The 15746-nt window shown below is 29.0% G+C and carries 13 protein-coding genes and 2 pseudogenes; 2 read left to right on the top strand and 13 right to left on the bottom strand.

Features of this window, described 5'->3' with window-relative positions:
- Positions 1-27: 27 nt before the first annotated feature.
- A pseudogene (locus LWW95_10415) lies at positions 28-702 on the top strand (IS256 family transposase).
- Between the two features lie 235 nt (positions 703-937).
- On the opposite strand, the gene LWW95_10420 reads toward LWW95_10415, so the two are convergent.
- The 13 genes and pseudogenes from LWW95_10420 to LWW95_10480 form a co-directional block, all read right to left on the bottom strand.
- Positions 938-2188 (bottom strand): glycosyltransferase family 4 protein, encoded by a 1251-nt coding sequence (locus LWW95_10420; GenBank protein MDL1957437.1) that lies wholly within the window; start codon positions 2186-2188, stop codon positions 938-940.
- Positions 2185-3273, bottom strand: a complete 1089-nt coding sequence (locus LWW95_10425) for a DegT/DnrJ/EryC1/StrS family aminotransferase (GenBank protein MDL1957438.1) — start codon at positions 3271-3273, stop codon at positions 2185-2187. The genes LWW95_10420 and LWW95_10425 overlap by 4 nt, the downstream gene beginning before the upstream one ends.
- Positions 3274-4293: a Gfo/Idh/MocA family oxidoreductase gene (locus LWW95_10430; GenBank protein ID MDL1957439.1), complete on the bottom strand. Its 1020-nt coding sequence runs from the start codon at positions 4291-4293 to the stop codon at positions 3274-3276.
- A complete protein-coding gene (locus LWW95_10435; protein MDL1957440.1) occupies positions 4256-4906 on the bottom strand; it encodes an N-acetyltransferase in 651 nt (216 codons plus the stop codon). Before LWW95_10435 ends, LWW95_10430 begins: the two co-directional genes overlap by 38 nt.
- A pseudogene (locus LWW95_10440) lies at positions 4881-5175 on the bottom strand (TIGR04076 family protein). The gene LWW95_10435 and the pseudogene LWW95_10440 overlap by 26 nt, the downstream one beginning before the upstream one ends.
- Positions 5176-5436: 261 nt before the next feature.
- Entirely contained in the window at positions 5437-5724 is a 288-nt protein-coding gene (locus LWW95_10445) for a UDP-N-acetylglucosamine 2-epimerase (protein ID MDL1957441.1), read from the bottom strand.
- Positions 5725-5863: 139 nt separating this feature from the next.
- A complete protein-coding gene (locus LWW95_10450) occupies positions 5864-6676 on the bottom strand; it encodes a hypothetical protein (protein ID MDL1957442.1) in 813 nt (270 codons plus the stop codon).
- A gap of 6 nt (positions 6677-6682) precedes the next feature.
- Positions 6683-7657, bottom strand: a complete 975-nt coding sequence (locus LWW95_10455; protein MDL1957443.1) for a GNAT family N-acetyltransferase — start codon at positions 7655-7657, stop codon at positions 6683-6685.
- A 6-nt stretch (positions 7658-7663) separates the two neighbouring features.
- Entirely contained in the window at positions 7664-8905 is a 1242-nt protein-coding gene (locus LWW95_10460; GenBank protein ID MDL1957444.1) for a hypothetical protein, read from the bottom strand.
- A gap of 19 nt (positions 8906-8924) precedes the next feature.
- Entirely contained in the window at positions 8925-9935 is a 1011-nt protein-coding gene (locus LWW95_10465; protein MDL1957445.1) for a sulfotransferase, read from the bottom strand.
- Between the two features lie 36 nt (positions 9936-9971).
- Entirely contained in the window at positions 9972-11120 is a 1149-nt protein-coding gene (locus tag LWW95_10470) for an NAD-dependent epimerase/dehydratase family protein (protein ID MDL1957446.1), read from the bottom strand.
- Between the two features lie 22 nt (positions 11121-11142).
- A complete protein-coding gene (locus LWW95_10475; protein ID MDL1957447.1) occupies positions 11143-12198 on the bottom strand; it encodes a polysaccharide biosynthesis protein in 1056 nt (351 codons plus the stop codon).
- Between the two features lie 874 nt (positions 12199-13072).
- On the bottom strand, positions 13073-14398 hold the full coding sequence (locus tag LWW95_10480) for a flippase (protein MDL1957448.1): 1326 nt from the start codon (positions 14396-14398) through the stop codon (positions 13073-13075).
- Between the two features lie 550 nt (positions 14399-14948).
- On the opposite strand from LWW95_10480, the gene LWW95_10485 reads away from it, so the two are divergent.
- Entirely contained in the window at positions 14949-15653 is a 705-nt protein-coding gene (locus LWW95_10485; protein MDL1957449.1) for a hypothetical protein, read from the top strand.
- Positions 15654-15746: the final 93 nt, after the last annotated feature.

The raw sequence follows: 15746 nt of genomic DNA on the forward strand, positions 1-15746 counted from the left end.
CCTCAAATAATAAAGAAACGTCAGACTATGCTGGATGAACTTGAACATCAGATCATAGCTTTTTACTTTAAAGGCATGACTACCAGAGATATTCAGGAAATTCTTTCAGAGATGTATGGTTTTGATATAAGTCCATGTTAATCTCCAAAATAACAGATAGAATACTTCCGAGGATTGAGGAATGGCTTAGTAGACCACTTAAGGATAAGTATTTTTTGATTTGGATAGACTGTCTTTTTTATAAGATACGGGAGGAAGGTCAAGTTAAAAATAAAGCTGTTTATGTGGCAATAGGATTAGATCTTGAAGGATATAAGGAAATTTTAGGATTTTGGACAAATGGGAGTGAGTCGAGCCGGTTTTGGGTAAAGGTATTAAATGACCTTAAGGCAAGAGGGATTAGGGATGTTTTTATATTTAGCATAGATGGTTTAAAGGATTGGAGAAGGCTATAGAATCAGTTTTTTCCGCATGCAGATATTCAGAGGTGTGTGGTGCATCAGATTAGGAATTCGTTGAAGTATGTATCCTGGATCATCTACTTTGGAGGAAGCAGAGAAGGAGTTAGAGGGATTTTCTGCTAAATGGGGTGAAAAATATCCGCATGTAGTAAAGAGTTGGGAGACAAACTGGGATGCACTTACAGCATTTTTCAGATATCCTTTAGAGATAAGCGGGTTATGTATATTACAAATATTATAGAGAGTGTAAATAGCAAATTTAGGGAAGCAACAGCAGGTAGGAGGGTAATTTCCGACAGAAGAATCTTTGTTAAAATGCTTATATATGGCAGCTATGGAGCTGGAACGTAAATGGATCAAAATTAAGGATTGGTCACATATTTACAGCGAGATAGTGATTTTATTTGAAGGCAAGCTATAATAAAATTTACACAAATGGATGGACAATCCCCAAAATTATTGACACAACCCACTTTTTATGAATTATAACCTTCTATAGCTTTTTGTATAATTATACAAGCCTTTTCTATATTAATATTTTTTTCATACCATTGACGAGCTGATTCTCCCATTTTTTCCCGAAGGGAGGGATTTTCTACTAATAATTTAATAACTTCAGCAAGTGCCTCATCATTTTCTGAAGGAACAACCACTCCACCACCACTTTTTTGTAAAAGTTCTGCCGTATCTCCAGAACCACAGAAAATCATTGGCTTGCCTAAAGCATGATAGTCAAAAGTTTTACTTGTAAGTGTACTTGAAAAGTGTTCATTTTTAGGTAAAGCTTGAATACAAATATCTAACTGCCTAATTAAATTTCTAGCTTCTTTTCTTGGTACAGCAGATAAAAATAAAACATTATCAAGATCATTCTCTTTACAAAATTTTATATATTCTTCTTTTTTCTCACCACTACCTACTATAACAAAGCCTAATTGCTTAAAATTTTTAAGTCGTTTAGCAGCTTTAAGAAGGGTTAAAACATCGTTAACTTTACCTAATCCTCCTATATATCCTACGAGAATTTTTTTATTTATAAGTTTGTGAAGAAAAAGAGAACCGTCTCCAGAAGAAGGTAAGGAATTGTTTAAGAAAACATCTGCGTTATAAAGAAGAAATATCTTTTGAGGGGAGATACCATAATCTATAAGTCGCTTTCTTATTCCAGGGGTAGCAGCAAGAATTCCCGCAGCTTTTTTTCTAAAAAATTGTTGAAGTTTAAAAAGAAGTTTTGAGAATATTCCTGGTTTTATTATTCCCAGAGCGATAGCTGTTTCAGGATAAAGATCTCTTTCATCAAGCACCATCGGGGCATGCTTGATTAAAGAAACTGAGTATACTATAGGCATTATAAAAATTGGATGTGTACCAGCAAAAACTCGATCTACTTTTCCTACTTTTAATATAGAAGCTAAACCAGCTAAAACAGCGTAACTAATATAATTAAATATTCTACGAAATAACGACCGCCGGTAATGCTTAGGAGCCCATGTTCGCAAAATACGAATTCCCTCAACTATTTCTTCTGTACACCATGCTTTATAAGGTCTTATATCTTCACCAGTCATATATTGAACACCAGATGTAATCACTGTTACTTTATAACCTGCTCTTTTTAAAAGACGGGCTTCCATCCAGGGTCTGAAAGCTCCGGGTTCACTCTCAAGAGGCAAATGGTAAGTAAGAAAAAGCACATGTTTTGGTTTATAACTCTTACTTGACTTCATAATATAGCCTCAATAATTCTTTCTACATCAGATTCACTCAACCCATGATGCACAGGGAGAGCTAAAATACGCTCAGCTACATATTCGGTATTTGGAAGATTATGTTTCCCATACATCTGCTCAAAAATTGGTTGTTGATGAAGTCCTCTGGGGTAATGAATACCTGTAGCAATTCCTTTTTGTTTTAATTTTTCAGCCAATTCATCTCTACTACATCCAAAAACTTCTTTATCTACAAGGATACAATACTGATGCCAAGCATGTTTGCTATTTGGAGTAACTTTTTGAGGACGAATTCCAGGAATTTCGGTTAATCCTTTATTTAAAATTTCTGCATTACGCCTACGCACAGCTAACATTTCATCAAGCCTTTTTAACTGCTCCCTACCAATAGCTGCTTCTACATCAGTCATCCGATAATTTAGACCTAACATAGTGTGATAATATTTTCCAGTCTGCCCATGTGTTCTCATAAAACGGATCTTATATGCAAATTCTTCGTTATTTGTACAAACCATTCCTCCCTCTCCTACAAACATATTTTTAGTAGGATAAAAAGAGTAACACACAAAATCTCCAAAAGACCCTATGTCCTGTCCTTTATAAGTTGCTCCGTGTGCTTGTGCTGCATCCCATACAATAATAAGATTATATTTTTTTGCAAAGGTTTGAATTGCTTCTATATCACAGGGATTACCAAAAAGATGAACTGGTGCAATGGCTTTAGTTTTTTCAGTAATTCTACTTTCAGCATCTTTAAGATCTATCAAAAATGTCTCAGGATCTATATCACAAAAAATAGGTTTTCCACCTGCCATAACAACCATGCTGGCAGTGGCAATAAAAGTAAAAGCTGGAACTAAAACTTCGTCTCCCGGTTTAAGAAAACTCATATAAGCAAGATGTAAAGCTGCTGAGCCACTTGAACAAGTAATGGCATATTTTGCTCCTACTTTTTCTGCAAATTCTTTTTCGAAAGCTTCACATTCTTTACCTTGACGCAGTGCTCCAGAACGAAGCACTCGCACAGCAGCTTCTATTTCAGCCTCTGTTAACTTAATTTCTGCTATTTTAATTGCATGCATTTATTTTTCTACTTGCTTTTTTATTTCTTTCATAATTCTATGTAATTCTATAGAATCTTCTATAGTGTTTTTATTTAAAGGTTCTCTGGTAAGAATCGCTTGTATAAAAGCTAACATCTGTATATCCCATACATTCCTGTAACCATAGTTTAATGGAGTCTTACCTGTAGGATATCCACCCCGACTCTCTTTGAGAAAAATATATGAAGGCATATCTGCCTGAATAGAGCCCATAAAACTCCCATTTTCAGCCTGTATTTCTACATATTGAGTAAAAGCAGGTGTTATAAGATCTGCTTGGCAATATATTTCAACATCGTTCTGTCCGTAACATCGGATCATAACAAAATCTTCAGCATCAGCAATAATCTCTTCACCATTAATAATCCGTTTAGGACAGCGTAAATCATAAGAAATAACTTCTATATTTTTTAAAGGTCCAAAATACCAATTAGCTAAATCCACCATATGAACCAGCATTTCATTTATAGCTCCACCGCCAGTAGCCTTTTTATGTTTCCAAACTTGGTGACTACCTCGTCCTCCAAGCCTAAAATAAGCACTTAAAATTTTCCCAAAAACTAAACTTATTCCATTAATACTTTGCTCTCTTATTAAACGATAAGCCTCTTCAAAAACTGGTACAAAACGATATATATATCCAATCATTACGATCCGATCAGTATTTTTTATAAGTTCTTTAAGTTCAGATGGATCCTGTTGGTATTCACATAAGGGTTTTTCACAAAACACATCTTTTCCAGCGTTGATAGCTTCTTTAATAAGTTCTATATGAGTAGGTGTAGGAGTGCAAATAACAACAGCTTTTACTTCAAAATCATTCAATATCTCTTCAACACTCTTTGTCCAAGAAGCACCGGTTTTTTTAGCTAAATTTTCTGCAATTTCAGGATTTATATCACTTAATACTAAAGAAATATTAGGGATTTTTTTTAAACTTAAAATATGTTTTTCTGCCTGTTTACCGCAACCTATTATACCAATTTTTAATTTCTTCATCATTTATATATTTCCTCCAATTTTTAGCTATATTGAGCTCTCTCAACTTTTCAGGGAGAGGAAAAATTTCCCCGGGTACTCCTTTCACAAGGCTCATTGGAGGAACATCCTTAGTAACCACAGCTCCTGCAGCTACAAATGAACCTTTACCTATTCTTACTCCTGGTAAAACCACTACTCCAGCTCCTAAAGTAACTCCATCTTCAATAATAGGTCCTTCCGGACGATACTGGTCTCTCATTTTTTGTGGATACTTGTCATTAGTTAACACCACCCCTGGTCCTATAAATACATGAGAACCAATGGTGACATGGGTGGGAATATAGCAATTAGATTCAATTTTAACAAAATTACCAATAGTTACATGTCCATCAATAACAGTATTAGTTCCAACTACAATAAAAGAACCAAAAGTAGTTTTTTCCCTAATAACAACATTATGTCCTGTTTGAAAATGATCTCCAGCAACTACATCAGCATAAATTATAGTTCCTGATCTTATAACAGCATTATTTCCGATTTTAACTTTTTGACAATCTTCTTTGTATTTTAAGCCTAAAATAACATTTTCCTGAATAATACAATTTTCACCTAACTCTGCAAAATATTTCATATAAGCTCCACCTATATTTTTCTATTTCAAAAATTACTGTTCCTCCACTAGTATATTTACAAGGATCAAGACATTGAACATAAGCTTTGTTTACTTCTTTAGCCAATACTAACTCAACTGGGTTAACTCCTTTATTTTTTTAATGCTACATAATAAGGCATTATAGCTGCTAATGAATGCATACAAATAACGGTAGTTTCTTCTAAATTAATACTACATCTTTCAATAACAATTTTATCTCCAACCTTATAGATCAGACATTTACCTATTGGATATGCACTCTATTTTGGACATTTATAATGTTACACTTTAATTTTCTTATGTCAAGTTGACTCCTTTCTTGAACACCTCAAATGATGTTCTATATTTCCCAAAGCAGAATGAGGCCTCTTCAAATTACCACTTAACTTAATTCAAAATTTTCTCTCTTACTTCCTCCAAACTTTCAAATAATTTAGCATCTAAAAGCTCCTCTCGGAAGTATTATTTAAATTGTGTCTATGTTATGATAGTATAAGAAATATGATCTATCATTCTCCTATTATGTTCTTCTGGCATTCTCCAGTCATAGCTTCTCTCTCCTGCTTCAACATACCCACTTTTATATGAAGTTTTCTTGCTACCAAGGCTCCAGCTAAATTACAATTAGCATCTTCACCCATTAATACAATCTTAGGTTTTTTTTCTTTGAGCAAAATTTTTTCAATTCCCTCAAGCATCCGTGCAATCTGTTCTCCATGAAATTTATAATTCTTGACATCATTCAACTTATATTCTTGTTCAGGTAAGTTTGAATCTTCAAAAAATTTCTTATCCATATTATAAGAATAATGCTGACCGGCATGAATAACAAAAAAGTCAAACTTCTTTTCTTAAATGCTTCAATTATAGGACTAAACATGATAATTCTAAGTCTTGTACCGATAGCAAGACAAACTTTATTTTGAAAATAAATATTTATATATCTAAACTATTCAATTCCATAATAGCTTCTTTATAGTTAATAAATTTAAAATTGTTATCTTTAAGATACTCTATAAACCAAATATACCACTTTTTCCAAGTTTCAAAACTATTACTAAAATATCTATCATGAAATAATACAGTTAAATATTGTATATCTAATTGAAAAGCTTGTTCTAATAAATATTTAGTATCATCTTTTATTTTGTTTAAATTTTGGGTCAAAAATTTTCTGTTACCACAAATTACAAAACCATCCATTATATGTAAAGGAAATTCATAAATACTTTTAAATTTATAAGGGTTTTTGAATGTATATACACTACTATCAAATAAATAGCCTAATTTTTCTAAATTTATTAAAGTTAGTTTATCCATTCTCAAATAATGCATTCTGATACCAAATCTACTAAGCCCGCTTATTTTTTTGAAAGTTTTGTATTCTATTTCCATTTTTTTAAAATCCTTGTATTCAATACCATGAACACCTACATCAAAACCTTCTTTTAAAATCTCGTGGATCCAAAATTTAGCATCTTCAATGTTATATGATAATCCTAACCCTTTATTAACCCCTATAAAAAAAGTTGCTTTAATTCCATTTTCTTTATCAAATTTCATTAATTCTTCTAAATTGTGCCATTTATTTTTTAGAAAATCTTTAAAACGATTAAAGAACTCACGAAGAGATATAGTTTTAATTGCTAATTCTATACAAGATTTGACAATAAATTTAGGAATAATTAAATCTTTTTTATGCTCTAATACTGTAAGATGATCTATATCATGAGAGATAATCACTTTCATAATATGTTAAAAAAGATCCCTTTTTAAAAACTTTAATACAATTTCTAACGGAAGTAAAGCTTTATTAACTCTAAAATAAGGAACTAAATCTCCTCCAAAGTCTCGAAAGAATCTTTCTATCGAAGGTATAGTAGAACCTTCAAAATCAAAATATTTTAATTTCAACTGTTTTGCATATTTTATACAATTATACAAACTGAGTGCTCCAGCTCCATGATGTTTAACTTCTGGATCTATTCCTCCTAGTAAATAATAAGCGCTAAAATTATCATAAATACAAAAAGAAACAGCTATAGGTCTGTTATTCTTAAAAGAAGCAAAAGCAAAAGAATTTTTATCATTGGCAAAAGAGAAGATGATTTTATTTAACAAATCTAAATTAATTTTTTTATTTTTTCGAAGGAAAGTTTTTTCTACTAAAATTCTGATTATATTAAAATCACTTCTTTTTAATTTAAAACATTCTATTTTTTCTCTTAGAGCTTTCCTTATATATCTTCTTCTCGTTGAAGAAAAATGTTTCCATATATCTTCTTCTGGATTATCCAAAGAGATAATATAAGTATAACGTGGAATTACTTTAAATTTTTTCCAAATAAAAGGTTGCATATCTATAAATTGCCGAGGAAAATTTAAGGAAATTATATGGAAATTATTTTTTTCTAGAAATTCACTTATAGATTCTATTACCATTTTAATAAAAGAATTTAATGTAACTTTATTTTGGATATCTTTAATATTTAAAAATAGTCCTATATTTGGAGAAAAAGGCGGATTTGTACATATTCTTAAAGGACCTATTTTTTTAATATAAATAGCAAACCCTCCTATGAGGTTATTTCCTTTATCATATAAACCTAAAATATGTAAATTTTTTCCAAAAATATTAAGCCACTCCATATAACTAAAAATTGAACCATATTTCTTACTTAAATTAGAATAAACCTCAAAATCTTTCTTGTTTAAAACTTTTACTTCCATTTTGATTTATTTTTTAACAAAATTATTTTTAGTTGTTTTTATTTGTGCATCTCGATAAAAAAAATATCCTAACCAACTAGCACACCATATGTTAATATCTATCCTTGAAAAAACCATATTGAACATCGAATGTACAAACCAGCAGAATATTAAGCACCAAAATATATGACCTAATATATCTTTATTTTTAAAGTTAATTAAACACTGTTTTTTTATAAAAAAACAAAAAAGAAAAAGAATAATTAATCCTACTATTCCTATTTTCCAGTATAAAAAACCTACTAAATTATGAACATAACCCTTATAAATTAACGCTTCAGGATTATGTGTAAACTGTAAAGCTTCATAAAAATCTCTTTTAGCTCCCCATCCTTCCCCTAAAAAATTTCCATAATAAATTGCAGATTTTATTTCTTCTATTCTATATTCTATTGAATCTTTAAAAAAATACATTCGGTTTTTGTATAATAAAAAATACTTGTAAATAAAATTCAATTTCAGAAGGAGTATAAAAATTATACTTAACGTTAAAACTTTTATCCATGAATAAAAAAATGATTTACATTTTAAAATTTTAGTATTTGAATTTAGCTTTAAAATAAAAACATAGATTAAAACAATAATAATTAATAATAAGAAACCTCTAGAAATACTAAATATAATTCTTAAATTCAAAAAAAGCGAAAATAAAAGTAATATAAATTTATAAATAAGATTTAATCTTAATAAAAAAAATAATAACAGAACCATTAAAAAGCTATAAATAAAAGAGATATTGTAAAAATTTTCAGAATGAAATCTTTTTTCTATAGAAAAATGTATAGTTTGATTATATATATTTAATAAATCTATAAATGCACTAACAAAACCTATAATACTTTGAAAAAATAGTAATTTCAACCATTGGTTTTTATTTTGAAATATAAAAGCACTAAAAGGTGTTAATAAAATTAAAGGAACTAAATAAAAAGCTTTAGAGAAAGTATCATACATCTCCCAGCCATATATACTCGAAATTAATAGTCCATATAATATTCCAACACCTCCACAAAACCACCAAATTTTTGATTTGCGTAATACACAAACCTCATATATACTCAGTTTCTTTTTTAGAAACAAGAGGACTAAAAATAATGGCGTTATTAATACAAGAATTCCTAAAATTTTTATGATCTCTTTATTAAAAGATCTTAATAATAAACCACTTCCATTTAATAAAAAGTAATATATAATAAAAAATGTTTTCATCTTTTAATTATTATAGAATTTAATTATTATAGAAATATTTATTAACAAAAAATATAAGGTTTTTATATACTTTATCACCTACTAAAACTTTTTTGTCTTCAAGATTAGATATTTCAAATCTTTTTGGTACTTCAAATCTTTCTTTTATTTTATAACCATCTTTTTCTATAAATTTTTTAATGTTTTTTAAACATTGGTAAACATCCTTACAAAATTCTTCATATTTAATTATCAAAAATTTGTTTCTGCCTATTTTTTCAATTCTTTTTTCTATAAATTGAGTAATGTAATATATTTGAGCCACAACTTGCTCTTCAGGAGATAATTTTAACAATTTTTGATAATTTGGAGGTTTAACAGAAAACCAAAAATTATACGTTCCCCAAAATTCTTTTCTTGCTATTAATAAAGAGAGAGCATTAGGTAAAGGTTCTCTTTTTATATAAAGGAATTTAGCTTCGGGTATAATATTAGATATATATTCTATACAAAGTGTCAGATGTAAATTTTTTATAAGTAAAGGGGCATTTACTATTTTTGTTAAAGTTGCCAACTCTTTTCGTAAAATGATAAGTTTATTATAATCTATCTTGTCTCTATATTCTATTTCTTTATTATTAGACATAAACCATTTTCTCCAAAAGCCCCTCCCACCTTCACTAGGGGATTTCCATCCACTAATAATACCATATTTAGATCTATAAGGTACAGGAGAGTTGAGTTCTAAAACATTTTTAAAAAAGAAATGGAGTAAACAAGGAGCCCAATGAAAACTGTCATGTAAATTAGAAATATATCCAAATCTATATCTATTTATTAATACTTGATATATTAATGTAGAACCTGAACGAGGAGTTCCTATTATAAATAAAGGCGGATATAAAAATTCTATATTATTTTTTATTATTAATTTTTCTATAAGCCAATAAGGTCTACTAAGAATTTTTAAAATTTTTGAAGCTAATATTACATTTATTCCACCTGATACTTCAATTTTTTTTAAAAAATATTTTATATTAGATCTTAACATAAATACGAATTATCAAAAAAATTTTTTAATATTTTTTTAGTTCCACTTTATTCCTTTAAAAATTTTATGAATTTTTATATTATCTTTATATTTTTCTACAACTTTAAACATCCCTATCAAAACCTCATCTGTCAAATAATGTGGTTTTAGACCGAGTTCTAAAAGACCTGTGTATTTAGGATTATAATAATGTTCTTCAGCTTCTTTACGAGGATTTTCGATATGATTTATCTTTACTTCGTATCCCAATTTTTCTCCTACTTTTTTAACTTTTTCTGCAAGTTGATTCACTGTAAAAGTTTCGGTTATTTGATTAAATATTCTTAGTTCTCCCTGCTTAGGGGGATTTATTGCCGCGAGATATACACACTGAAGTGTATCTCTTAAATTTATATACCCTCTTGTTTGTCCTCCTTTACCATAAACAGTTAAAGGATAACCTGCTACGGCTTGGACTACAAATCGATTAAGAACTGTTCCAAAAATTTCATCATAATTGAAATGTGGCATAAGTCTTTTATCAAGATCTGCTTCATCCGTAGAGATTCCATAAACTGGCCCCTGCATAAGATCTGTTACTCTTATTCCCCAAGTTCTTACATAAAACCAAAGAAGGTCTGTATCTTGTATTTTAGTTGTATGATAAAGAGAGCTTGCTTGGCGAGGGAAAAGGAACTTGTCTTTTCTACCTTTGTGCTCTATTTCTATCCAGCCTTCTTCAATATCAATATTTGGCGTTCCATATTCCCCCATCGTTCCAATTTTTATAATGTGACAGGTAGGAACTACCTCTTTTACTGCATAAGCAACATTTAGCGTGCTTATAAGATTGTTTTTGACGGTAAAAGCAGCTTTGTCTCTGTCTATCATAGAATAAGGTGCAGAAGGTTGCTCAGCATAGTGAATAACTGTCTCTGGTCTGTATTCTTTAAAAATAGATTTAATAAAATGATAATCTGTTACATCTCCGATATGAATATGGATCTCTTTACCAGTTAGATCTTTCCAAATTTTTGCTCTTTCTATAAGAGTTGGAGTTGAAAAGAGAGGTTCACAGTCTAGCTCTATACAAGCTTTACGCCTAAAATAATTATCTATCCCGATAACTTCGTGTCCTCTACGAGAAAAATACATACATGTCGGCCATCCTATATAACCATCTGCTCCAAGAATAAGTACACGCATAATATCCTCTCTCTTGGTTTAATTATAAGATTTCTCCTTCTACTTTCTCTAATATTCTATTTTTAATGAGATAATCTTTTAATTGATTTTTAGTCAAAGGAATCTCGTTAGCTGAATTATAAGCTTTATCTATCTGTTCTCTCACCACTTGAGGATATGAATACTCAATTTTATATACATCTTTAAATGCCGGTAAAGTAACAAACATATCTTTTAATTCTAAAGATCTTTTTTTTTCTTCTTCATTCATAAGTTCTTCATATAATTTTTCACCAGGTTTAGCACCTATTTCTTTTATTTCTATAGTTTCTGGAGAATAACCATATTTTGGTGCCAAAATATCAATCATCACTTCAGCCAGATCTATAATACGCATAACCGGCATTTTAGTAATAAAAACTTCACCTCCTTTAGCTAATAAAGCTGCTTTTAATATTAAATTGGCTGCTTGTTCAACAGTCATGATAAAGCGTGTCATTCTTTTATCTGTAACCGTAACAGGCCCTCCTAATTTTATCTGGTTCATAAATACAGGCACTACTGAGCCACGAGAACCAATAATATTACCAAATCTTACACTAACAAAGATTGTTTTATTACCATAGGTAAGAGTATTTGCAGCAGTGATTAGTTTCTCACACATTAACTTTGAAGCTCCCATTACATTGGTAGGATTAACGGCTTTATCACTACTTGTAAAAATTACTTTTTCTACATTATTTTCTAAAGCCGCTTCAATAATATTTTGGGTAGCTAAGATATTAGTTTGAATTACATCAAAAGGATGATATTCAGAAAGAATCACGTGTTTAAAAGCAGCAGTATGAAAAACAATATCTACACATTTCATTATTCTTTTCATTCTATCTTTATCTCTTATATCACCTAAAAAACATTTTATAAAAGAAATATATTTATATTTTTCCATTAAAAAGAAAATTTCAGTTTCATTGTTATCTAAAAGTCTTATTTCAGCTGGTTTGTATTTTAAAAGTTGTCTTATCAGTTCTTTGCCAACAGTACCTGCAGCACCGGTAATAAGAATAATTTTATTAGAAAAATAAGAAAAATCAATCATTTATTACCTCCCGATGATACATTCTATACTAATTTATCATAACTCAACTTGATTAAAAGTTTTCATCTTTAATCATTTTATAAATTTTGAGTAAATCTTGATTTGAAAGAAAAGCATATTTTTACTGAGAGTTTACATTTTTTACTGTACCTTTAATCTTATTTTCATTACATTTTAAACCAACTTTATTCAACAATCTTTGCACATTTTCAAATGGTTTATTTAAAAAGTTTTTATATTTAATTATGTATTATGTTTAATCTATAATTCTCTTCTAATTCAAAAATCCTTGAAATGTATTCTTTCCAAAGTTTTTATCCCCTCAAAAATAATTTTCGCTCTTGCTGAATCTAAATAAATATAGCTTTTAAGTAATAAAAACTTAAATTTCTTTTTAAAATCCTGCTTAAAATTTTTTTATACTTTAAAATCCTTCTTTGTAAACTTTTTGTAATATCTATAGGATTTTTGTATATGTATAAATTTTGCATTAGGGAAAACTTTAATCCATATATCAATTGTAAAAGTATTTCTTGGATCTTTCTACCCCTAAGGAAAATCTAATTCTTTTAAACTTTTATATTTCAATCCCTTTACTAATCATAAATATTCTATTCTTCTGAAACTTTTTATATATCTTTTTGTCAACTTACTCATTAAGTTTTTAAAATTCTTCATCTGCAAACCTATAATTATATGGATTATCCCATGTAGCATTTGCTTGTTTTAATATCCAATTATTAAATTTTAAAAAAACAGAGCTTCATTTTTTGCGCCAACCCATAAATATACCAAGCTTTTCAAGATATGAGAAAGCATAGGAGTCCCTGACCTATGCATACCAAGAATTATAACAGGTGCTGATGCATTTTAGTTATCTCTTTAAGATTGAAACAGTAAAAAAACCATAATAATAACGAATAAGAAAAAATGGAATAATATTAATAAAACAAAATGCAATTGCACTTGCAACAGCTGCTCCTACAATTCCAAATTTAGGAATTAAAAACAAATTTAACATAATATTTAATATAGCTGCAATTAAAATAATATTCTGAAAAATCTTTTGCTTGTCTGTCATTTGTAAAATATATCCGACACTACCAACTGAAGCATTTACAAATTGTCCAATGGTTAAAAATACCAGAGCTAAAACACCTTTCCTAAACTCCTCTCCAAATAATCCCAAAAACCATCTAGGAAAAATTAAATATAAAATAAGGACTGGTGCTGAAGTCCAGAAAATTAATTTTGTAGATTGTTGAGAAACTTTTTTTAAACCTTCTAAATCTTTCTTCCCCCAAAATTCAGCAAATTTGGGTGCTGCTATAGAATTTATAGCACCTAAAGTAAAACTTGTTATCATTGATAATCGCACAGCTACATTATAAATTCCTACTTCTTCTTCTGTTCTCCACATCCCAAGCATTATTGTATCTGTCCATGACATTACCATAAAAAGAGAACTTGACAAGAACATTGGAAGTGAAACAGAAAGTGTTTGTTTTAAAGAAACTTGCTCCGATTTACCATTTTTGTTGCTAAATTCTTTATTTAGAAGTAGAAAACTGAGAAAAAATGAAACACATATTCCCAAAATGTATGCAATAATTACCACTTTTATGTTTTTAATGTTCAAAATATAAAAAGATATACTGAAAAATATAAAAGCACTTAAAAACGGTAGAAGATTTTGAAGAGATGTGTATTCTTTTATCTTCTTAAAAGCTCTTAGACTCTCTGAATTTATTGAAAGTAAAACAAAGGGGATTAAGGCAAAGGACATAAGTTTAAAATAAGGAGCTAAATGTTCTTTTGCAAAAACTCTTTCAGCTAACAGGGGAGAAAGATAATAGAGAGAAACAGAAAGAAATAAAGATAAAGGAACTATTACCATAATAGACTTTAGATATATATACTTTGCTGTTTTCACTTTACCTTGAGCATTATACTGAGCTATAAATTTTAAAAGTGCTGTACCAAGCCCGAGCTTTCCTATTACAGAAGTTATCTGAAGCATAGTAAAACTCAGAGCAAATATACCCCAAGCAGAAGCACCAAGATTTCTTGTAACAATTAAAGTAAAAGCATACCCTATAATTAATCCAAGAATTCGTAAAATAAGGAAGGTTAAGCTACCCCGGATAAGTTCTTTAAGATGAATATCTTCAGACAATTTAGTTTTTATCTTATCTATCATTTAATAATATAAACTAATGTTCAAAAAGTAAAAATTTGATTACAGGAATAATTATAATCTTATCTTCTTCTTTGTTTATCAAATAACCTTTTTCAATACCAAATAGAAAACAAAACTGCTTGTTTTCTACCAAGGATTAAACTCTATAATCTCTATTTAGGCTATTAAAGTGTCCTAATATCTAAATTTTTAGGATGTTATAATATTTTTAATTTTATTTTAATATATTTAGGAAAAAATATCAATAAATATCAACTCAGCTTTTTTCTCTAAATATAGTTTACAATTTTGTTTCTAATTATGATGTATTTCCCAAAATTAAGGCTATATGGTAAAACAATCTATAAAGTTTTTAAAAAACTTAATAATTTTACAGAAAATAGATAAGCTGGAGCTTGATCTTAAAGGTACTTAGAGAAAAGGGGATGAGGAAACCATAAAGACAAATAATTTTCTTGTTTTTTATTGCACATTTTTTTCTGTGTTTTATATTTTATTTTTACTGAAAAGTTTTAAATATAAGAAAAATTACTGTAAAGTATTTAAAGTAATGCCAAATTTAAACAAAGATCAGCAAAATTTAAAAGAAGAGATGAAAAAGCATCCTGTATTAACATTTGCAGATATCATAAGAGCTTTGAAAGAACATCCAGAATGGTTAGAAGAACTGAGAAAAATTATTTTAACTACTGAGTTAATAGAATTGCCAAAAAAGTTTGAGGAATTACTTGAGAATGTAAAAAAATTGGATAAAAAAGTTGATAGAATTGAACAAGACGTAGCTATATTAAAGCAAGATGTAGCTATGTTAAAGCAGGATGTAGCCTATTTAAAAGGTGAATTTGGCAGATTTAAAGGAAGGGAATTTGAGAGAACAATAAGAGAAAAATATTATGCATATTTTGGTAAGCTTCTTAGAAAAAGTAAACTTGTTAACTTTGAAGAAATTTTGCCTCTTCTTGAATCTGCTGAGGATAAAAATTTGATCACTGAAGAACAAAAATTATCAGTGCTTCAGCTCGATCTATTAGTAAGTGGCGAGTTAAAACCAACTAAAAAAAGGGTATTTTTAGCAGTGGAAGTATCTTATAGTTTACATGAAGAGGATATTGAGCGTTCAGTAGAAAGAGCTAATATACTTGCCCATCTTCTTAAAAAGGAAGTAATTCCTGTGCTTGTTTCAGTTGAAGTAAAAAGAGAAGTAGAGAAAAAAAGTGAAGATAAAGGAGCCCTTCTTATTAAAACTGATTTTTAATTTACTCTATTTTTCAAAACCATCTTTTATTTTTTAGATAATCATAGATTATTTTAACTGATTCTTTTATGGAGAGTTTACTTGTATCAATTA

It is taken from the genome of Candidatus Desulfofervidus auxilii (assembly GCA_030262725.1).
In the GTDB taxonomy this organism is placed as follows: domain Bacteria; phylum Desulfobacterota; class Desulfofervidia; order Desulfofervidales; family Desulfofervidaceae; genus JAJSZS01.